Consider the following 20970-nt stretch of genomic DNA (forward strand, 5'->3'; position numbering starts at 1 on the left):
AACCCTCGGTGTTGTAGAACAAACCCGCAAACGGGCTGTAGCCGTTGACGAGCGTCCCGAGGTTGGTGGGAAACGTGGTCTGCCCGGTCAACAAAAACCAGATCTCGGACAACGGATCCGTGGCCGTGGTGGCCTGGGTGGTCGCGTTGGTGGTCGTGGTCGCCGCGGGCTGCGCCAGCGACTGCAGGGTCTTCGACGTGTTGGTCGCCGTCGAATTCGCCGTCGCGTTGCTGACCGCATTGGCCTGATTGGCCTCCCCGGACTGGTTGGTGACCTCGGGCGCCTTCTGGAACGGCGTCTGCTTGGTCGCGGTCGCCGATTGCCCGGCGTAGCTGTACATCGCTGCGGCGTCCTGAGCCCAGTACTCGCCGTACTGCGCTTCCAACTGGGCGATCAGCGGCGTGTTCTGCCCGAGGACGTTGGTCGCCTGCAGCTGGGTCACCTGGGTGCGGTTCGCCGCGATCAGCGGGGGCGGCACCGAGGAGGCGAGCGCGGTTTCGTAGGCCGCCGCGGCCGAACGCGCCTGCGTGGCGGCCTCCTCCGCCTGGGCGGCGGTAGTGGTCAGCCAGTCCACGTATGGTTGGGCCGCCTGTGCCATCGCCGTGGAGGCGGTGCCCAGCCACTCCTCGCTGTTCAGCGCGGTGATGACGTTGTCATAGCTCAGCGCGGCCGAGTTGAGTTCGGCCGCCAGCGCGCTCCAGGCCGATGCCGCAGCCACGAATGAACCCGACCCCGGACCCGAGTAGATCCGCGCCGAATTGAACTCCGGCGGGAACGCCCCATAATCCACCACGAATCTGCCCCTTAACCTGTGATTTTCGAATCGACGAGTCGAGTACTAAAAGACGTTAATGCGCTGGTGACCACCGCCACGGCGGTCGGTGCAGGATCGGCCATTCGGCGCGCCTGCGCATCGGGAATCGGAACCGGTCGCCCGGCCTCGGCCGGTCGCCCGCAGCCCGGCCCGAATCGTAGGTGTGAGCTGCCGAAATGGCCAGTACTGAGCATCTTCTGATCGCGTCCGGCGCGGTGCGATTGCGGCGTAGCCGGGCGCACATCTGTCGAGGCCTGGGAAAAAATCCGGCCGCGGATAAAGGTCAGGACGTACATCGTCGGATTCCGCCTGCTATCCGGCCGATGGCGGGCGGGTCAGCACGCTGTAGCGGAACCCGTATTTGTTGACGTAGCCGGCGGCGGCGCCGCGCCGTCCCATGCCGCCGACCGGCATCCCCCGCAGCAGGCCATTGGCCGGCGACCCGGGGGCTCCCGTCGCGCCGACGGCCTGGACGGGGGCGGCCTCCTCGGCGACCGCGGCCGGGCTGACCGCCGAGGTCAGCGTCGCCCAGTGCTGGGGCACCGAGAGCATCCCCACCCGCGCGGCCTGCCCGGCACCCGCGGAGACCGCACCCACGTGCCCGACCCCGCCGCCGAGGTTGCCCAGTCCCAAGCTGGCGAACTGCGGCGTCGGGAACCAGGCACCGCTGGCACCCGCGGTGCTACCACCCGGACCGAACGTCAACTGCTGCGCGATCGACGAACTGAAGCTCGCCAGACCGTTCGAGAAGTAACCCAGACCCGTCATCCGTTTGAGGATCGTGTCGAAGACGCTGGGAGTCAGCCCCAGGTAGTTATTGGTCGGGGTGGGCAGCCCGGAAGTCAAAAATCCTTGGATGAGGTTGTCCAGCCAAGTGAACGGCCCCGGCTCGGTGGCGGCCGTGGTCGACGCCTGGGTCACCGCCTGAGATGTTGTGGCGGACAACACTTGTGGGGTCGCCAGTTGCGAGGTGGCATTGGCGGTGCTCTGCGCGCTGTTGCCCGCCGGCTCGGCGACGGCCCGTGCGACGGCGTCGGCCTGGTTGGAAACCGCTTCCGGGGCGGTGGTATTGGGCGGCGCTGGGAACGGAGCCAGCACCGACGCGGTCGCCGACGATGCGGCGTAGCCGTACATGGCGGCGGCATCTTGTGCCCACATCTCCATGTACTGCGCCTCGGTGGCCGCGATCGCCGGGGTGTTCTGTCCGAAGAAGTTCGTCGCCACCAGGGTCGCCAGCAAAACCCGGTTGGCTGCGATGACCGGCGGCGGCACCGTCATCGCGAACGCCGTCTCGTAGGCCGCCGCGGCCGCCCGCGCCTGCCCTGCGGTCTCCTCAGCCTGCGCGCCCAACACGCTGAGCCAACTCACGTAGGGCGTGACCGCCGACAACATCGCCGTCGACGCCGGACCCACCCAGGGCGCGTTGGTCAGCTCCGAAATCACCGATGTGTAGCCGCTGGCCGCCGAGCCCAGCTCCGCACCGAGTCCGTCCCACGCCGCCGCCGCGGCCATGATCGGACCCGACCCCGGACCCGCGTACATGCGACCGGAGTTGACCTCCGGCGGTAATGCCCCGAAGTCCATGGCTACCAAGCACCGGGCTCGAACGACATGCATCCCCTCGCAGGTGATCTTTCAGCGATGGCCTTGACGAATTTGCTTGCCAAAGGCTAAGTGGCCGCACCGGCCCGTCGCCGCCTCGCGATACGGCCGACGGTCCGGTGGCGCCGATCTCGGCAGCGGGATTCCGGCCCAGCGGCGCGATTGGAAGACGCCGGACGGGTTGGCGTCGCCACGGCCACCACCTGCGGGAATGCCCTGGCGGGGCCGTCCGTCGCCCGGGCACTACCCCGGGATCGCGCGCCGTGCCGGCTCGACGGCAACGACGCGAAAACCCCAGCTGGGGATAAAAATCCGGCCGCAGATAAAGACCACCTGACGTTGCGCTCCGGCGGGGACTATCCGGCGAAGGGTGGTCGGGCCATGACGGTGGGCCGGAAGCCGTATTTGGGCCCGGCGACTCCGTGGCCCGCGGCGCCGGCGCCGGCCAGCGGCATCCCACCCAGCAGGTTGCCCGGTCCGCCCGCGGCTTCCGGGGCGGCGCTGATGCTGCTGACCGGGATGGCACGGCCCAACGTCGGGGCGGCTGCGGTCGGGCCACCCGACCACGCCACCGGCACGGACAGCTTGCCGCCCACGGAGGCCGCGCTGCCCAGCGCGGCCACTGGGTGGGCGGCCGCGGCGCCCCCGCCGAGCATGCCGCCCAGGCCGCCGAGTCCGGGCAGGGCCTTGGCCGCGGCCGGAGCCGCGCCGCCGATCACACCCAGCGACTTGGCGATCTGCACGAAGTTGTTGCCCATACCGATGCTGAAGTACGGCAGACCCTCGGTGTTGTAGAACAAACCCGCAAACGGGGCGTAGCCGTTGACCGCCGTTCCCAGGTTGGTGGGGAAGACGGTCTGACCGGTCAACAGGAACCAGAGCTCGGTCAACGGGTCCGTGGCCGCCTGAGTGGCCTGGGTGGTCGCGTTGGTCGTCGCGTTCGTGGCGTTCGTCGCCGCATTGCTCACGACCTTCGATGTGTTGCCCGCCGTCGAGTTCGCCGCGGCGTTGGTCACCGCATTGGCCTGGTTGGCCGTGCCCGCCTCGTTGGTGACCTTCGGAGCGGGCGCAATGTTGGCCATGCTCTTGGTGAGCGTGGTCGACTGAGCCGCGTAGGTCGACATCGCGGCGGCGTCCTGGGCCCAAAACTCGCCGTACTGCGCCTCCAACTGCATGATCAGCGGGGTGTTCTGCCCGAGGACATTGGTCATCTGCAGCTGCTGCGACTGCATCCGGTTTGCCGCGATCAGCGGTGGCGCCACCGACGACGCGAGTGCCGTCTCATAGGCGGCCGCCGCCGCCTGCGCCTGGGTGGCCGTCAACTCAGCCTGAGCCGCCGTGCTGCTCAGCCACTCCGCGTACGGAGTCGCCGCCTGAGCCATTGCTGCCGAGGCGGTTCCCGTCCACTCCTCACTGGACAGCTGCGTGACCACCGTCTGATAACTCAGCGCGGCCGATTGCAGCTCCGCGGCGATCGCATTCCACGCCGACGCCGCGGCCACGAACGAACCCGACCCCGGACCCGAATAAATCCGCGCCGAATTGAACTCCGGCGGAAACATCCCGTAATCCAACATCATCGACTCCTTAACCAGCCGCGACGGCGTTGGCCGCCTCAGTCAACGCGTACGACCCGGAGCTTGTGCTCAGGGTGTTGACGAACATTTCGTGGATCGCCGCAGCCTGAGCGCTGACGGCCTGGTACATCTGCGCGTGGGCAGCGAACTGCGCCGCCGTCAGCGCCGACACCTCATCGGCGGCAGCCGGCACCAGCCCCGTCGTTGGGGCCGCCGCCGCGGCGTTCTGGGCGCTCAGCGTGGAGCCGATTGTTTGGAGGTTGCCAGCTGCCGCTGCCAGCGCCTCCGGCTGCGTGGTCACAAACGACATCTAGATCCTTCTTCCCTTACATCCGACCCGGCGACGTTCCGGGGCTGGCTCGTGAGTGGGTTCATCTGGGCTCTCCGTTATCCGGCCGATGGCGGGCGGGTCAGCACGCTGTAGCGGAACCCGTATTTGTTGACGTAGCCGGCGGCCGCGCCGCGCCGTCCCATGCCGCCGACCGGCATCCCCCGCAGCAGACCATTGGCCGGCGACCCGGGGGCTCCCATCGCGCCGACGGCCTGGACGGGGGTGGCCTCCTCGGCGACCGCGGCCGGGCTGACCGCCGAGGTCAGCGTCGCCCAGTGCTGGGGCACCGAGAGCATCCCCACCCGCGCGGCCTGCCCGGCGCCCGCGGAGACCGCACCCACGTTGCCGACCCCGCCGCCGAGGTTGCCCAGACCCAAGCTGGCGAACTGCGGCGTCGGATACCAGGCACCGCTTGCACCGGCCGTGCTACCACCCGGACCGAAGGTCAACTGCTGGGCGATCGACGAACTGAACTGCGCCAGACCGTTCGAGAAGTAACCCAGACCCGTCATCCGTTTGAAGATCGTGTCGTAGAAGGTGGGGGTCAACCCTAGGTAGTTGTTGTCCGGCGTGGGCAGTCCGGACTGGAGGAAGTTCTGGATTGCGCTGGTAAGCGGATCCGATGCGTTCGCCGCGGCCGTGGGTGCCTGCACGGCTTGAGTTGTGCTGAGCGACAACCCTTGTGACGACGCCAATTGCGAGGTGGCGTTGGCTGTGGTCTGTGCGGTGTTGCCCGCCGGCTCGGCGGTGGCCTGCTCGACGGCGGCGGCCTGGTTGGCGAGCGCTTCCGGGGTGCTGGTGTTGGGCGGCGTCGTCACCGGAGGCAGCACCGACGCGGTGGCCGACGATGCGGCGTAGCCGGTCATCGCGGCGGCGTCTTGTGCCCACATCTCCATGTACTGCGCCTCGGTGGCCGCGATCGCCGGGGTGTTCTGCCCAAAGAAGTTCGTCGCCACCAGCGTCGCCAGCAACACTCGATTGGCCGCGATCACCGGCGGCGGCACCGTCATCGCGAACGCCGCCTCGAATGCCGCCGCGGCGGCCCGCCCCTGCCCGGCCGTCTCCTCGGCCTGAGTGGCCATCGTGCTCAGCCAGCTCACGTAGGGAGTGATCGCCGAAACCATCGACATCGATGCCGGCCCCACCCATGGCCCGCTGGTGAGCTCGGTGACGACCGAGCCGTAGCTGCTGGCCGCGACACCCAATTCCGCAGCAATCTCATCCCAGGCGGCGGACGCGGCCATCATTGGCCCCGACCCCGGACCCGCGTACATGCGACCGGAATTGATTTCGGGCGGTAACGCCGCGAAGTCAAACACCGTGTCCTCCTCAGTCGGCCGGAAACGCGATCTCGGCTGTCACACAGGTATCAGTGGTGGCTGTGGTCACGGCTCTGTCGACGACGCCACCGGTTGGCTGCCGCGCCCACGGGAGTCCACCAGCGGAGCCTCTTCACCCCGCAACCCCATCAGCCGGGCCGGCGGGCGCATGTTGACCAGTTGGCTGTGTCCGTAAAGGCGTTCTGCCACCGCGCTTTTCGGACGTCTGGTCGGAAACGACATGCACTCCCTGCCCCGGCTAATCTCCCGCTATCAGCAACCGAGCGACAGCTCTCGTAGTGCCCGAACTGCCGCCCGGCACTGAGATTAGTTCGTTAGGGGGCAAACACCGACACCCCGAAGCCACCTGTTGATCAATGGCCAGCCACTGTTCATTCCCGGTCGGCGGGAGTTCATGAAGGGCAACGAAATGTTCACTAACCGTTTGCTTTCCGCAAGCTGCGGTAGTGCCGCCAGGCCGCCGTCAGTCCTCTTCGAGCACCAGCGCCATTTCGGGACACGACGCGACCCCGTCACGGGTGGCTTGCTCGTCCTCGGGCCGGACCTCATGCTCCTCGAGGATCGAATAGCCCGACTCGTCGATGGGAAAAAGGTCTGGGTCGACGGCGTAGCACTGCGCGTGGCCCACACACTTCGACTGGTCCAGACGAACCCTCACGAGGCTTCCTCCCTAGGCGGCCCGGCCAGGCCGTAGACGGCTTCACGGTTCGGTAGCCAGATTAGTCGGTCGGTAAAGTGTCCAGAATGCTCGCGAACCGCTCACCGGCACCGGGAGCCCGGGATTAGCGCGGGCGCAGGGAGCGTGTTTCGTTGCCGCGCATGCAATATTGATGCGCCGCCCACTGTTGGTATCGACGACGTGCGACAGACAACCGGAGACCGAAACGCATGAGCGATGGCCAGCAAGGCTCGTTCTACCTACCCCGGCTCGATTTCGCGACGCTACCGATGACCGCCGACCGGGGTCTCGGGTGGAAGACGCTGCGCGATGCCGGACCGGTGGTGTTCATGAACGGCCACTACTACATAACCCGGCGCGAAGATGTGCTGGCCGCGCTGCGCAACACCAAGGTCTTCTCATCGACGGTGCTGCAGCCCCCCGGCCACCCACTCCCCGTGCTGCCATTGGCTTTTGATCCACCGCAACACACCCGCTACCGCCAACTCCTGCAGCCGTACTTCAGCCCGCACGCGCTGAGCAAGTCCCGTCCGGTGCTGGTGCGCCACGCCAGTGACATGATCGCGGCGCTGGCCGGCCGCGGCGGGTGTGAAGTGATGGCGGACTTCGCCCACCTCTACCCGTTCCAGGTGTTCCTGGACCTCTACGGTCTGCCACTGGAAGATCGTGACCGCCTCATCGATTGGAAAGACGCGGTCGTCAGCGACAAACCGTTCATCACCCGGACCGACATCGAGAAGTCCGAGCAACTGCTGGCGTACCTGGCCGATGCCATCGCCCAGCGCCGGCATAACCCGGGGTCGGACATGCTGTCGCAAGTCATGACCGGCAAGGGCGACTTCACCGACCTCGAACTGCTGGGCATGAGTCACCTGCTCATCCTGGCGGGCCTGGACACGGTGACCGCGGCCATCGGATTCTCGTTGTACGAATTGGCGCGCCGACCGCGGCTGCGCAACGAGCTGCGCGACAACCCGAAGCAGATCAGGGTTTTCATCGAGGAGATCGTCCGGCTCGAACCGTCGGCGCCGGTGGCGCCGCGGATAACCACCGACTTCGTCGAGGTCGGCGGCATGACGCTGCCGCCGGGCACCCCGGTGCGGCTGTGCATGGCCGCGGTCAACCGTGACGACAGCGACCCAATGTCCACCAACGAACTCAACATGGACGGAAAGGTCCACCGGCACTGGGGGTTTGGCGGTGGGCCGCACCGTTGCCTGGGTTCCCATCTGGCCCGCATCGAGCTGACTGTGGTCGTCGCGGAATGGCTGACCCAGATCCCGGATTTCGAGCTGCCGGAGGACTACTCCCCCGTGATCAATTACCCGTCAAAGAGTTTCGCGCTCAAGGAATTGCCGCTGCGCTGGGGCTGAACCTCGGTCCCACCCGGCCGCCCCGCGCAGCGGCTCCAGCCCTACTTGCGCAGTTCGGTCGCCGCGACCTGAACGAACACGCCGGTGTCCTCTGCCATCAGCAGGCCGCGGCCTCGAGGCAGCGGACCGCCCTTCATCTTGCCGCGGATGAATCCCTCGTCGGGGTCGGCGTCCATCACCAGCAGCGGTGCGTTCGCCTGCGCCAGCGCCCGCAACATCGGGTCGCTGCCGGCCGAAGACCAGCCACCGAACGTGCGCGTGACGATCACGTGCAGGCCGACGTCGGCGGCCCGGGTCACCCAGGGCGCGGCCTTGTGCAGCGGCGAGTCGAAACCGGCCGGCAGCTGCTGGATGTCGTCGACGATCAAGAAGATCTCCGGCCCGCTCCACCAGTTCCGCGCCAACAACTCCTCGGCGGACAGCCCCGGCGGCGGCTCGCGGCCGGCCAGGACGGCGGCCAGTTCGCCCATCATCGCCTGCACGCCATCGAGGTTGTAGGCGAACTTCTCCACGTAGTCGGAGCCAAGCGTGGTCAGCAGCTGACGACGCGGGTCCACCAGCCACACCTGGGCCGAAGGCTGCCCGGCCGGCGGCGTCGGTGCGCTGGTCGCCCCGGGCGCGTACAGTCGCCCGATCTCGGACATGATCGTGGCCAGTGTTGTAGTCCGCCCACATTCGCGACGCCCGGTCACCATCAGATGCGCGTTCTCGGCGAAGTTGAGGTAGACGGGTGACAAGTCCAATTCCGAGATGGCCCAAGCGATTCCGCCCGCGCCGACGCCCTGGCGGGTGTCCTGCGCGGCGAGCTCGCGAAGCTGTTCCACCCCGAACCTCGCCGGCAGCCGGCGCACCGGCGGAGCATGGCCGCTCGTGATCCGGCTGACGGCTTCCGCGACGCTGTCGGATTCGAACCGGTTGTCAGGCGTGGCGGCCAGCGCGGGACGCGCCACGAGGGTGTGCAGACCGGATTGCGGGTCGGCGTCGAGGCGGACATAGTTGACCGCGACCATGCCGCGCCCCGGCTTGACCGGAACGTCCTTGGCGAACCGGGACCGCACCAGCTTGGCGTCTTCCACGGCGGCCAGCCGCAACTCGACCCGGGAGCCGAAACCGCTGCGCACCGGTGGCCGCAGCTCCGACTCGCGATCGGCGGTGACCACCACGTGCACCCCGAACGAGGGGCCCTGGTTGATGATCACGTTCACCTGCTCGATCAGCACCTCGTTTTCCTCGGCCAGCGCCCGGTAGTTGTCGACAACCAGGTAGACATCGCCGAACCCGTCGTTGGGCACCGGACCCGGCTCGTTGCCGAATTTGCGCCGGCGGAACACCTCCATCGAGGCGATCCCGTACTCGAGGAAGCTGCGCTTGCGCTCCCGCACCAGGGCCAGCAGCTCGGCCACCGTGCGGCGGACGCCGTAGGGGTCGGTCGGGCCGGCCACCTCACCGACGTGGGGCAGGTGGGCGACCGTGGTCAGCGCGGTGCTGCTGTAGGCCAGGCAGTAGAACTGGATCTGCTCGGGAGTGTGGGTCAGCGCCGCCGAACAGATCAGCGTCTGCAGCGCGGTGGTCTTGCCGGAACCGCCGGCACCCAGAATCAGCACGTTGGCACCGGGCCCCGAGGTGTCGACCGTCCACGGCGGCTGGTCGTGCTTGAAGGGACGGTCGATGATGCCGATCGGGAAGACGAGGTCCAGGGCGGTGCCGTAGTCCTGCTGCCAGGGGCGCCCGAGGAACCGGTTCACCAGTTCGTCGATGGCGACGGGCTGGCTCAGCGGCGGCTGCCACAGCCGGTACGGCTCGAAGTCGATCTTGCGCAGCTGGTCGATGATGACCGTACCGACCTTGGGTGTACGGATCCCTTCGGAGTCGTCGTCCTCGGCCGCCTCGATCGGCAGCGCGTCGCCGTCGGCGGGGATCGCCGGGGCGGTGAGGTCCGGTCCCCCGACGCTGACTTCCAGCGGGGTGAACGAGTTGGTGAACAGTTGCGGACGGATGTAGTCGATGCTGTGCACCAGCGCCGGCGCTTCCTCTCCGTCGTCGGTGAGGCCGCGCGGAAAGTAGTCGCGCCAGAGGAATTCGGCCTGGAACCGGGTGATGTCTTCCAGGCTGCGGCGGAAGTAGCCCAGACCGGCCTGGGCGGGCAGGTTGACCGCGTTCGGCACGCCCGCCGCCTGCGCCGCACCGGCGGTGCGCGCCTTCAGCACCAACCGGTAACCCATGTTCTCCATGAGCTTTTCGGCGCGGCTTTCGATGGTCTGCGACGCCATCATCAGGTGGATCCAGTACGCGCGGCCCTGACGGCCGATCGAGTCGAGGACGTCGACCGCCGTCGGCATGATGCGGAACCACTCGTAGAACTCGTCGATGACGACCACCAGCATCGGCAGCGGGGCCATGTCCTGGCCGCGCGCCCGCATCCGGCTGCGCACCGAGTTGTATTCCTTGGCGTCGTCGACACCGGCGCTGTCGCAGATCGCCTTACGGCGGGCGATCTCACCCCACAGCGCGTCCAGGAAGCGCTCCATCAACGCCTGGTCTTCCTCCAGGTCGGTGATGATCCGGGACACGTGCGGCACCCCGGCGAACGGCTTGACGGCCGACCCACCCTTGAGGTCGGCCAGCACGAACTGCAGCTCTTCGGGCGGGTGGCTGAGCATCAGCGATTCGATCACCGTCCGCACCAGGGTCGATTTACCCGAACCCGTCGTACCGGACATGACGCCGTGCGGACCGTCACCGCCTTCGTCCAGCGACTTCATGTCCAAGAACAGCAGCTCGCCGTTGTCGGAGCGAACACCGAACGGCGCCCGCAACCGCGACCTGCCCATCGAGTCGTTGCGGCTACCCCACAGCGCCTCGAAGTCGATGCGGCCCGGATCGTCAATTCCGTAGTAGGCCATGATGTCTCGGGCGCCGATGTGCGCCACCCGCTGGCCGATCTCCTCGTACGCCTCGGCGAGCCGCCAGCGCGCCAGCTTCTGCGAGAACTCCTCGGCCTCGACGATGCTGATGTGGTCGGTGAGGGCGAAGAACCACGGCTTCTCGTCGATGACCATCCAGGTGTCGCGATCGCGGGGCAGCGCCTCGATCACACCCTTCTTGTCGAACCGCAGCGTCCGCTCCGGGACGGCGGTCCACATCGCCGAACCGGTGAGGTCGAAGAACGTCACGCCGTCGACGCCTTCGCCGCTGATCACGTACTCCCATTGCGGGTCAACGACATCGGCGATGATCACGGTGTGCGGCGTCGGGGTCTGGGCCGACGAACTGGCGTGCCGGGGCGTGAAAGAGCCACGGCCGGCGAACAATTCGGCCTGCTCGGCGGCGAACTCGCGCACCGAGCTGTAGACCATCCGCGCGTTGCCCGCGGCGTCCTGGCGGCGGGGGTCCCCGAAGTGCGGCAGCCACTTCACCCAGTCCCAGTCGTCCAGGTTCGAACTCACCACGATCATGCGCATGTGGTCGGGCCCGTGCGAGAACGCCAGCTGGCAGATGATCGCCCGCATCAGTCCCGCCGCCTGCTCGCGATCTCCGACCAGCGAGTACCAGGGCTCGACCAGCACCGAGATCATCTTCGGCAGGTTGTACACGACGCTCTGATAACGACCAAACTCCTGGAGCGCCTTACCGGTCACCGGCTCGAGCTCGATGTCGGTCGGCATGTTCTGGGGCTCGCCCCAGGTCACCTCGGGACGCGTCATACCGACGCCGACGCGGACCACGCCGAAGTTCAAGTCTTTGCCGTCGGGCTTGCGTTCCCACATCCGCGACGATCCGACCGCGGCGGCCAGCGTGGTGGGAGCCGGGTGAAACCAGCGGTAGTTCGCGTCCATGCTGTCGGCCGACTCGTGGGCGGTCTCCCGCAGCATGTCCAGCATCAGCATGAACTGGGCGCGCATCGAGTCCAGCTTGGGCCGGCTCATCTGCTGCTGGCCGCCGAATCGGCCGCCGAACATCATCATCGCGACGCCACCGATCATGAAGATCGGGAAGATCGAGCCGGCGCCGCCGAACACGTGCGAGCCGCTGGCGAAGGTCATGGCGACCATGCCGATCAGCAGGCCGACCACCACGACGCCGACCACGATCAGCCACCAGGGCTTGCCTTCGGGCGGCGGGATGCTCAGCGGCGTCGGAAGGACGATGTTCTCCGGCTTGATTACCGGGGGCTTCTCCGGCGTCGGCCGCGCAAATCCACGTTTCACTTCGGTACCGCCAACTCTCCTGGGGACATATCCATCGGTAGCGTGTCGTGGGCCACCAGCGCATCCGCTCGCGACAACGTCGGTCCTTGCGGGAGCAGCCGCAGCGCCACCCACGGCGCCAGGCCCGGTTTCGTCTTCAGGCCCAACGCTTCTCGCACCTCACGGGTGTCGTCGACCCCGAAGCGCGCACCCGCATCGGTGACCCACCACAGCGATTCGGTCGTCTTCGCGCCGGGGTCGTTTCCGGTGACGGCCACGAAGTTCGCGTAGTCGGGCCCGAAGAAGACCTGGTCCGCTTCGCGTCCGGTGGTGTCCGCCTTGACCAGCGACACCACCTTGTTGACGTCCTTGGACTCGACCGGAATGGTCGCGCCGGAGATGACCTGTACGCGGGCCCGGTTCTCACCGGAGGTCTTCTGCCACCACCAGCAGGTCGCCGGGTTCTCGCGGATGTCCATCACGTTCAGCGGTGCATCCGGGTAGGACGACAGGTCCAGCTTGTTGACCACCGGCATCTTCGCCAGCGCGGACGGTTCGACCGTCACCGGCTTGGTGTTGCCCGGTCCGGCGTTCTGCAGGATCTGGGCCACCAGCGGCGGCAGCGTCTGCACGCCGTCGGCCAACACCAATGAATACTGTTGCGGCCCACTGATTTGCGGGGTGACTATCACCGTCCCGATCGGGCCGGGCGCGTTCGGGAACGACGCCCCGGCGCCGGCATTCTGGATCTGCGGCACCGTCAGCTCCGGACCCACCGGCAAGGCGTCGTACAGGGCGCGGCTCATCGGCTTCGCCATGCTGACCTGCTCCGGGGTGAGCCCCAGCGGCAGCAGCACCGATCGGTTCGACCCGTCGATGCGTGACCGGCGCCCGTCGCGGATCACCCACGCGTCCCCGCCGTAGTTCAGCACCACCGCGTCCGACCCGGTGAGCACCCGCCGGTGGTTGCTCAGATCGGGATTGCCGTCGATCACCGTCACCGTTACACCCGACGGTGCGCCGGCGCCGGTCGAATTCGCCACGGTGTCGCAGACCAACCAGGAAGACGCGGTGGGGCTGGTCGGGTGAAAGCTCGACGGCGCGCCCGGAATGCCCACCATCGGACCGCGCGGCAGGGTGGCGATCTGGTTGGCCTTGACCAGGTGGGGGTTGTCGGGGCGCCCCGTGATGAGGCGGGCCGACGCCAGGTTCAGGGCCGGGTACAACTTGTCGCCGACGCGGACGTAGAGCGCGCCCGAGTCGCGGTCGGCGATGATCGGCGACTCGTTGATCTGGCCCGCCGGGCTGATGAAGGAGTAAAGCAGCGCGCCCAGGCAGATCACCAGGGCGGCCGAGATCGATGCCACGATGGCCAGGTTCTGCCGCCGGCCCGGCTCGACCTCCATGCGGACGCGCCACCGGGTCAGTGCCATCGCGGTCCGGCGCGCAAGGAACTGGTAGCCGGTCACCTGGGTCCGGGTCGACAACCCGAGGCCGTACCCCGACCCGCGCTGCCCGCGACTCTCTTCCGCCACTTAATTCACCATCCGGTCTGCTGATGCGTCTGAATATTTGTCCCTGCTGAACTGATCCAGCGCGAATTACATGACAACGTTAAGGCACCTGCGCGGACCTCGCCACGCGGCAACAAAGCCGTTCACGTCTACATCTCTTCGTGCACCCGAATCCGGCCGCGCCCACCGCGCCCGGAGCCCAGCGAGGGTGGCCGCGCCAGACGGCACTGAGCTGGCAGTTTCTTTTCCCCCACGGATGAGCTCACGGCTCCTTGTCATCTCCTCGAAGCATCGTAGTGGCCGCGCGGCCTCTCGTCCTGTCGAGCGCAGAGCCCCGTCGCCCGCAGAAGACTTCGATGAATGGCAGGCCACCGCCCAGCAAACAATGCGCTAACTTGCGCCGGGTCCGAGTCGCCGGCCCGCGAATCCTGGCAGCAAGATGGCGGTATGACTGAACTCGCGCCGTCGCTGATCGAACTGGCCCGCAGATACGGCATCGCGACGGATTACGAGGACTGGAGCGGCCGGCGAGTGCGGGTTTCCGAGGCCACGTTGAAGGCCGTGTTGGCTTCGCTCGGCGTCGCGGCCGACACCGAACAGGAGCGCAACGTCGCGCTGACCGCGAAGTTGCGGTCGCACTGGGCGCGCCCGCTGCCGGCGACCATCGTCGGGCGCACCGGCGAGCCGATCCGATTCTGGGCGCATGTCACCCACGGCGACCCCGCCGAGGTGTGGTTGCAGCTCGAAGACGGCACTACGCGCGCCGACGTCGAACAGGTGGACAACTTCACCCCGCCGTTCGACCTCGACGGCCGCTGGGTCGGCGAGGCGAGCTTCCTGCTGCCGGCCCATCTGCCGCTGGGCTATCACCGGGTACACCTGCGCTCCGGCGACACCGAGACCAGCACCGCGCTGATCGTGACGCCGGACTGGCTCGGGCTGCCGGAGCGGCTCGGCGCCCGCCGCGCGTGGGGCCTGGCCGCCCAGCTCTATAGCGTGCGGTCACGGCAGTCGTGGGGGGTCGGCGATCTGACCGATCTGACCGACCTGGCGGTCTGGTCGGCGTCGCGCCACGGCGCCGACTATCTCTTGGTCAATCCCCTGCACGCGGCCGCCCCGACCAAGCCGATGGAACCGTCGCCGTACCTGCCGACCTCGCGGCGCTTCGTCAACCCGATTTATCTGCACGTCGAGGCGATCCCCGAATTCGCCGACCTGACCAAGCGCAGCCGGGTGCGGCGGCTGCGCTCCGAGGTGCAGCAGCGCGCCGCCCGCGTCGACGCCATCGACCGCGACAGCTCATGGGCGGCCAAGCGGGCGGCACTCAAGCTGCTGCACTCAGAACCGCGGTCGGCGGGTCGCGAGTTGTCCTACACCGCGTTTCGCGACCGGGAGGGCCGCGCTCTCGACGACTTCGCCACCTGGTGCGCGCTGGCCGAAAGGTACGGCGCCGACTGGCATTCCTGGCCCGAGGCGCTACAGCACCCGGACGCGTCCGGGGTCGCGGACTTCGTCAAAAAGCATTCGGACACAGTCGATTTCCATCGCTGGCTGCAGTGGCAACTCGACGAGCAGCTTGCCGCGGCGCAGTCACAGGCGATCCGGGCGGGCATGTCGTTGGGCATCATGCACGACCTGGCCGTCGGCGTGCACCCCAATGGAGCCGACGCCTGGGCGCTGCAGGACGTGATGGCGCTGGGCGTGACCGCGGGCGCACCGCCGGACGAGTTCAACCAGCTGGGCCAGGACTGGTCGCAGCCGCCGTGGCGCCCAGATCGGTTGGACGAGCACGAATATCGGCCTTTTCGTGCGCTGATCCGCGCGGTGTTGCGCCATGCCGGCGGGGTGCGCATCGACCACATCATCGGGTTGTTCCGGCTGTGGTGGATTCCGCGGGGTAGCCCGCCGACCGAAGGCACCTACGTCCGGTACGACCACGAAGCCATGATCGGCATCGTCGCGCTGGAAGCGCACCGCGCCGGCGCGGTCGTCGTCGGCGAGGATCTCGGCACCGTGGAGCCGTGGGTGCGCGATTATCTGTTGTTGCGTGGGTTGCTCGGCACCTCGATCCTCTGGTTCGAGTTGGACCGCGACGGTAACGGCGGCCCGCTTCCGGCCGAGCGTTGGCGCGAGTACTGCCTGTCCTCGGTCACCACGCACGACCTGCCTCCGTCCGCCGGCTATCTCGCGGGAGACCATGTGCGACTGCGTGATTCGCTGGGTCTGTTGACACGTCCGGTGGAGGAGGAGCTCGAGTCCGACCGGACCGAGCTGGCGGCGTGGATGGCCGAGCTGCGACGCGTCGGGTTGCTCGGTGACGGCGAGGACGACCCCGAGCAGGTCTCGGAAAAGGTCATAGTGGCGCTGTACCGCTATCTGGGCAGGACGCCGTCGCGGCTGCTGGGAGTGGCGCTGACGGACGCCGTCGGTGACCGCCGAACCCAGAATCAGCCCGGGACCACCGACGAATACCCCAACTGGCGGGTGCCGCTGACCGGTCCCGACGGTCGCGCGGTGCTGCTCGAGGACGTGTTCGCCGATCGCCGCACCGCCGCGCTCGCCGAAGCCGTGCGTGCGGCGATCGCGCCCGTCGCCGCGGAAAGCGCGGCCCGCTAGTCGTCCCGGCTCGAGCCTTGTTAGCTTCGAAAACCATGAAGGTCTCAGTCGTGGCCCCGGTCGGCGACGGTGTCACCGCGGACCCCGACTGGATGGTGGCCTTCGCGCGCCACCTCGAAGCGTGCGGATTCGAATCGATCGTCGCTGTGGAACACACCGTGTTGGTCACCCGCTACGACAGCGTCTATCCCTACGACAATTCGGGACGCGTCGGCCTGGCGCCGGACTGCCCCATCCCGGATCCGCTTGACCTGCTTGCGTTTCTGGCCGGCCACACCAGCCGCCTTGGGCTGGCCACCGGCGTGCTGGTGCTGCCCAACCACCACCCGGTGGTGCTGGCCAAGCGGGCAGCCACCGTCGACGCCCTGTCGGGCGGCAGGCTGCGCCTATGTGTGGGCGTGGGCTGGCTGAAGGAGGAGCTGGCCGCCTGTGATGTGGACTTCGAGAGCCGGGGCCGGCGGGCGGACGAGCAGCTGGCCGTCATGCGGGAATTGTGGGCGCAGCGGCCCGACGGGGCGTCCTTCGCGGGCGAGTTCTTCGACTTCGAGAACGTCATGTGCTACCCGAAACCCGTTGCGGCGGAGCATCTCCCGATTCACATCGGTGGTCACAGCCGAGCGGCCGCACGCCGCGCCGGACGCCTTGGCGACGGCTTCCAACCGCTGGGGGTGACCGGGCCCCGGCTCGCGTCGCTGATCGCGCTCATGCGTGACGAGGCATCCTCGGCGGACCGTGATCCGGCGGCCCTCGAGGTGTCGTTGGGCCACGCGGTCACCAAGATCGATGCCGAGCGCGCGGCGGCCCTCGTGGACCAGGGCGCCGATCGTCTGGTGCTGGCCATGCCGCCGACCACCGACATCGAGCACGCGAAGGACGTGTTGTCGGCCTGTGCGCAACGGCTGTCCTTGAGCTCATGACGCTTTCGGCCGAACAGCGCGCCGCGCTGAGCGATCTGGTGCACCGATACGCCGCCTACGTCGATGATCGCGAATTCACCGCCGTTGCAGAGCTTTTCGTTGACGATGCAGAGCTGGTGCTGCCCGCACCGCCGGCCGACCTGCGGCCGGTCCGGTCGCATCGCGGCCGCCAGCCCATCGCCGTTGCGGTCGCGGCCGTCGCCGCGGTCGCCCGCACCGAGCACGCGATCATCGGTGAGGTGTACGACGCGGCCGCGCAACCCGGCACCGCCCGAGGGCGGATCGCCGCCGTCGCGCACCACTGGAACGAGCGCGACGGTGAGCTGGTGGACGTGGCGTGGCACCTGCGCTACGACGACGAGTATCTGCTGGCCGACGCGGGCTGGCGGATCAGCCGCAGGGCATTGACGGTCAACGCCATCGAAACCCGCCCGGTGCGCCGGCTGCTGCCGCATGACCCCGCCTAGCGTGTTGGCAGCAGATTATGCGCACACTCACAGCAAAACTCATCGGTTCTTATCTGCGGCGCAAATCGCCGCTTTCTTGGGGTAGATGCGGCTAGTGCTGCCGAGGGCCCGCGGAATTCTGAGCGCGCCGCGCGTTACCTGGCCATTCCTGCCCGCACGGGCGCCGCGACCATGGCCCCCGTTCCCGACCTACTCCAATTAGTCCAGGTCGATTCGTGTAATTTCGGCCGCGTGACGAACACCGTTGATTCCGCGGGGACCGGTGGAGGGCGGGCAGCGCAGGGCGGCTCGGTATCGGCCCTGGCAGTGGGCACGCCGCTGACGTCCATCCCGGACTTCCGCAACGAGATACACACCGCCGAAGACGTCATCGACGTGGAGCACTACGGCGGCGGCTTCGATCTCACCCGGCGGGCCACCGCTCCTAAGCTGCGAGTCGGCCGCGACAAGTGGTTCAACCTCCTGTGGCTCATTCCCATCGGCTTTGCCGTCCTGGTCGCGGCGGTGGCCATCGGCAAAGGGCTGTACAACATGCCCTCGGTGCAGGAATTCATTCATCGTTATCCCGGCGCCGACATCCCCGCGAAGGTGCCCGGCGTGCCCGCCTGGCTGGGCTGGACGCACTTTTTCAACCTGTTCATGATGATGTTCATCATCAGGACCGGCATCCAGATCCTGTGTGACCACCCTCGGCTGTACTTCAGCCGCAACGCCACCCCCGGCAAGGACGAGTGGCTGCGCGTGGGGCCTCCGGTGCCCGACGACGAGCTGTGGACCGCCAACGCCGACACCGTCGCCCTGCCCCCGCAGTTGGGATTGCCCGGGTTCCGGCACTCCATCGGCCTGGCCCGTTGGTGGCATCTGGGCATGGACGTGCTGTGGCTGGTCAACGGCCTGGTCTTCTATGTTCTGTTGTTCGTCACCGGGCAGTGGCGGCACATCGTGCCGACCAGCTGGGACGTGTTCCCCAATGCGCTTTCGGTGGCGATTCAATACCTGTCCGTGGAGCACTGGCCCGCCGATAACGGCTGGGTCGCCTACAACGGCATGCAGGTGCTGGCGTACTTCACCACCGTCTTCATCGCCGCGCCGGCAGCGTTGATCACCGGCCTGGGCATGTCGCCCGCGCTGTCGCAGCGCGTCCATTGGCTCAGTAAGCGGTTGAGCATTCAGCACGCCCGCTCGCTGCACTTCCTGGTGCTGGTGTACTTCCTGTTCTTCATCATCGTGCACGTCACGCTGGTGTTCGCGACCAGCGCGCTGAAGAACCTCAACCACATGTTCGCCGCCCGCGACGACAACGGCTGGATGGGCTTTTGGATCTTCGCGGCGGCGATGGTGGTGACGGCCGTTGCCTGGGTGTGGGCCACTCCGTTCACCATCAAGCACCCCCGGGTGGTTCAGCGCGTCGGATACGCCCTCGTGGGACCGTTCCAGCGGGTGCTCGAGCGGCTGGACCCCAAGCCCGGCGCCTTCACCGAAAAAGACATCTCGCCGCATCACTGGCGCAACGGCCGCCTGCCGGAGACCGTCGAGTACAAGGAACTCGAGCGTGACGACTTCAAGGACTGGCGGCTGAAGGTCTACGGTCTGGTCGAGCACCCGATGGAATTCTCGCTCGAGGATCTGATGGCGCTGCCCTACCACGAACAGATCAGCCAGCACTTCTGCATCCAGGCGTGGTCGGGCGTCGCCAAATGGGGTGGCGTGCAGATGAAAACGATCATGGACATCGTCAAACCGCTGCCCGAAGCGAAATGGGCGGTCTTCTATTCGATGGGCCTGGGCGCCACGGGCGGCATCTACTACAACGCCCATCACATCGGTCAGATGGACCACCACATGACGATGCTGGCCTACAACATGAACGACCAGCAGCTCCCGTACATGCACGGCAGACCGCTGCGGCTGCGCAACGAATTGCAGCACGGCTTCAAACTGGTGAAGTGGATCAAAGGCATCGAGTTCGTCGCCGACTACCACGACATCGGCAGCGGTTATGGCGGCTACAGCGAAGACCACAAGTACTTCGGGCGTCACCAAACTCTCTGAGCCGCGGCCGCACCCACCTCCGCCAAGTCGTTTGTCCCAACGGCCTTTCGGGTAGCTCCAACACATCGGTCGTAACGGATGTGACAGCAGAGGAGACGCCGATGAGGCACAGCCCTGTCGACCACGAGCGGACCGCTGATCGCGACGTCCACCGATCGGCCGAGGCGCGCACAGCCGGGCTCCTCGTCGTCGCGGCGGCGGCACTGGCGTTCGCCGTGTGCGTGACCACTTTCGCCCTCGGCGAGGCCCACGCGGGGGTTGTTTCCGCCATCGTCTCCATGCTCGCGTTCGGTGCCGGGCTGTCCTGGCTTGCGATGGACCGCAGGCGAGTCCGCGATGCCGAACGGAACTGGGTGCTCGGCCGCCGAATCCGCCGACGCAGCGGCTAACGCAGTGCCGCGAGGTTGTTCACGGACTTCTGCACGTCGGAGCGCAGGACGCGGGCGACCAAGCCCCCGACCGGCCCACCGAGCAACCCGCCACCGAGGTCGGCGGTGAGGTGAAACGTCGAGCCGGGGTGATCATCGGTCACGGTCATCGCCACCGTGAGGCGGATGCCGCCGCGCCCGCGGCCCTGCAACTCGATCGCTTTGGGCTCGTCGTATCGGGTGACCTTCCAGTGAATGACATTGCGGAAGCCCTTGACCTTGACGCACGACGACACACATGTGCCCTCTTCGATCGTGTCGGGCACCGGACCCCGCCACCCGGCAAAAATCGTCATCCACTCGTCGAATCGATCCAGGTCGGACGCCAGCTTCCATGCGGCTTCCGGTTCCACCTGCGACGACACCGAGACATCTACGCGAGCCAACGTCTTCCTCCCTGGCGATCAGAACGCACAACCTTGGCTGGGTACCCCGACGCCGCCGCACGTACTCCTGTGCCGGTCCGTTCAGGGCCAGGCCTGCTCCAGCTGCTGGGACACGTCGATGATCTGCGCCGCCTGCGATTGCGGCGCGTCGATCTCGGTGGCGACATATTGCGCGATGAATCGACGGATCTCGCCGTCGACGCCGGCAAGGATTCGCAGCACCTCGCCACGGATCGACTTCGACGAGACGTTGACGGTGATATCGGAAGGCCGCGGTTTGGCGACGTCGACGATCAGCAACAACGGTTCGGCCGCTCGCGCGGTCGCGCGCAATTGAATATCACCGGAGACCATGAAGCGCTGCTTGTCGAGCCATAGGTCGACCAGCAGATCGATCGAAAGCGGAATGTGAATGACGAACGTGATGGCCTCGCCCAGCCGGCGCGTTACCCGGGGCTCTTCGATCTTGACGTTGGCACTGACTTTGGCAATTCGCCCCGGCCCCTGGGCAATCGGCTCCATCGCGAACTCGCTGCCGGCGATGTCCGCGAACGCGGCAGCGACCCGCTCCGGAGTGACGGCGACCTCGAAGAACCTGCGGCCAAACTCTTCGTAGGTGACATAATCGTGGTTCGTCATAGGCTTATACCGTCTCATGTCGCCTGCCGGAACGGCCGCTGATCTGGT

18 protein-coding genes are annotated in these 20970 nt (G+C 67.4%); 6 read left to right on the forward strand and 12 right to left on the reverse strand.

What is annotated here, in order from left to right; genetic code table 11:
* The 8 genes from AC5Y4T_RS19770 to fdxE all read right to left on the reverse strand — a co-directional run.
* A partial coding sequence (locus tag AC5Y4T_RS19770; protein WP_499954974.1) for a PPE family protein occupies nucleotides 1-793 on the reverse strand: 793 nt, incomplete at its 3' end.
* 11 nt (nucleotides 794-804) lie between these two features.
* Nucleotides 805-1110, reverse strand: coding sequence for a hypothetical protein (locus AC5Y4T_RS19775; protein WP_499954976.1), 306 nt, complete (start codon nucleotides 1108-1110; stop codon nucleotides 805-807).
* Nucleotides 1111-1126: 16 nt separating this feature from the next.
* Entirely contained in the window at nucleotides 1127-2398 is a 1272-nt protein-coding gene (locus tag AC5Y4T_RS19780) for a PPE family protein (RefSeq protein ID WP_499954978.1), read from the reverse strand.
* A gap of 374 nt (nucleotides 2399-2772) precedes the next feature.
* Complete coding sequence (locus AC5Y4T_RS19785; protein WP_499954980.1) at nucleotides 2773-3996, reverse strand: PPE family protein; 1224 nt, start codon at nucleotides 3994-3996, stop codon at nucleotides 2773-2775.
* A 7-nt stretch (nucleotides 3997-4003) separates the two neighbouring features.
* Nucleotides 4004-4303 carry a PE family protein gene (locus tag AC5Y4T_RS19790; protein WP_499949443.1) on the reverse strand — a complete coding sequence of 100 codons (300 nt, stop codon included), beginning with the start codon at nucleotides 4301-4303 and terminating at the stop codon, nucleotides 4004-4006.
* Between the two features lie 77 nt (nucleotides 4304-4380).
* Nucleotides 4381-5643, reverse strand: coding sequence for a PPE family protein (locus tag AC5Y4T_RS19795; protein ID WP_499954982.1), 1263 nt, complete (start codon nucleotides 5641-5643; stop codon nucleotides 4381-4383).
* A 66-nt stretch (nucleotides 5644-5709) separates the two neighbouring features.
* Nucleotides 5710-5886, reverse strand: a complete 177-nt coding sequence (locus tag AC5Y4T_RS19800) for a hypothetical protein (RefSeq protein ID WP_499954984.1) — start codon at nucleotides 5884-5886, stop codon at nucleotides 5710-5712.
* Nucleotides 5887-6127: 241 nt separating this feature from the next.
* Entirely contained in the window at nucleotides 6128-6322 is a 195-nt protein-coding gene (gene fdxE / locus AC5Y4T_RS19805; protein WP_499949439.1) for a ferredoxin FdxE, read from the reverse strand.
* Between the two features lie 230 nt (nucleotides 6323-6552).
* Between fdxE and AC5Y4T_RS19810 the strand changes: the two genes are divergently transcribed.
* Complete coding sequence (locus AC5Y4T_RS19810) at nucleotides 6553-7716, forward strand: cytochrome P450 (RefSeq protein ID WP_499954986.1); 1164 nt, start codon at nucleotides 6553-6555, stop codon at nucleotides 7714-7716.
* Between the two features lie 41 nt (nucleotides 7717-7757).
* On the opposite strand, the gene eccCa is transcribed toward AC5Y4T_RS19810, so the two are convergent.
* Both eccCa and eccB read right to left on the reverse strand, forming a co-directional pair.
* Nucleotides 7758-11924, reverse strand: a complete 4167-nt coding sequence (gene eccCa / locus AC5Y4T_RS19815; protein WP_499949437.1) for a type VII secretion protein EccCa — start codon at nucleotides 11922-11924, stop codon at nucleotides 7758-7760.
* Nucleotides 11921-13438, reverse strand: coding sequence for a type VII secretion protein EccB (gene eccB, locus AC5Y4T_RS19820; RefSeq protein ID WP_499921114.1), 1518 nt, complete (start codon nucleotides 13436-13438; stop codon nucleotides 11921-11923). The genes eccCa and eccB overlap by 4 nt, the downstream gene beginning before the upstream one ends.
* A gap of 426 nt (nucleotides 13439-13864) precedes the next feature.
* On the opposite strand from eccB, the gene malQ reads away from it, so the two are divergent.
* From malQ to AC5Y4T_RS19845, 5 genes are all read left to right on the forward strand, one after another.
* Nucleotides 13865-16033 (forward strand): 4-alpha-glucanotransferase, encoded by a 2169-nt coding sequence (gene malQ / locus AC5Y4T_RS19825; RefSeq protein ID WP_499949436.1) that lies wholly within the window; start codon nucleotides 13865-13867, stop codon nucleotides 16031-16033.
* Between the two features lie 35 nt (nucleotides 16034-16068).
* Nucleotides 16069-16950: an LLM class F420-dependent oxidoreductase gene (locus tag AC5Y4T_RS19830; protein WP_499954988.1), complete on the forward strand. Its 882-nt coding sequence runs from the start codon at nucleotides 16069-16071 to the stop codon at nucleotides 16948-16950.
* The gene (locus tag AC5Y4T_RS19835) at nucleotides 16947-17417 is read left to right on the forward strand and encodes a nuclear transport factor 2 family protein (RefSeq protein WP_499954990.1); all 471 of its coding nucleotides are present in this window, start codon (nucleotides 16947-16949) and stop codon (nucleotides 17415-17417) included. The genes AC5Y4T_RS19830 and AC5Y4T_RS19835 overlap by 4 nt, the downstream gene beginning before the upstream one ends.
* A gap of 306 nt (nucleotides 17418-17723) precedes the next feature.
* Complete coding sequence (locus AC5Y4T_RS19840; RefSeq protein WP_499949517.1) at nucleotides 17724-19469, forward strand: molybdopterin-dependent oxidoreductase; 1746 nt, start codon at nucleotides 17724-17726, stop codon at nucleotides 19467-19469.
* 101 nt (nucleotides 19470-19570) lie between these two features.
* Nucleotides 19571-19858: a LapA family protein gene (locus tag AC5Y4T_RS19845; protein ID WP_499954992.1), complete on the forward strand. Its 288-nt coding sequence runs from the start codon at nucleotides 19571-19573 to the stop codon at nucleotides 19856-19858.
* Here AC5Y4T_RS19845 and AC5Y4T_RS19850 read toward each other — a convergent pair.
* On the reverse strand, nucleotides 19855-20283 hold the full coding sequence (locus AC5Y4T_RS19850) for a type II toxin-antitoxin system Rv0910 family toxin (RefSeq protein WP_499954994.1): 429 nt from the start codon (nucleotides 20281-20283) through the stop codon (nucleotides 19855-19857). The genes AC5Y4T_RS19845 and AC5Y4T_RS19850 overlap by 4 nt on opposite strands.
* An 81-nt stretch (nucleotides 20284-20364) precedes the next feature.
* The gene (locus AC5Y4T_RS19855) at nucleotides 20365-20922 is read right to left on the reverse strand and encodes a hypothetical protein (RefSeq protein ID WP_499921106.1); all 558 of its coding nucleotides are present in this window, start codon (nucleotides 20920-20922) and stop codon (nucleotides 20365-20367) included.
* Nucleotides 20923-20970 lie beyond the last annotated feature (48 nt).

It is taken from the genome of Mycobacterium sp. NGS11 (assembly GCF_059813315.1).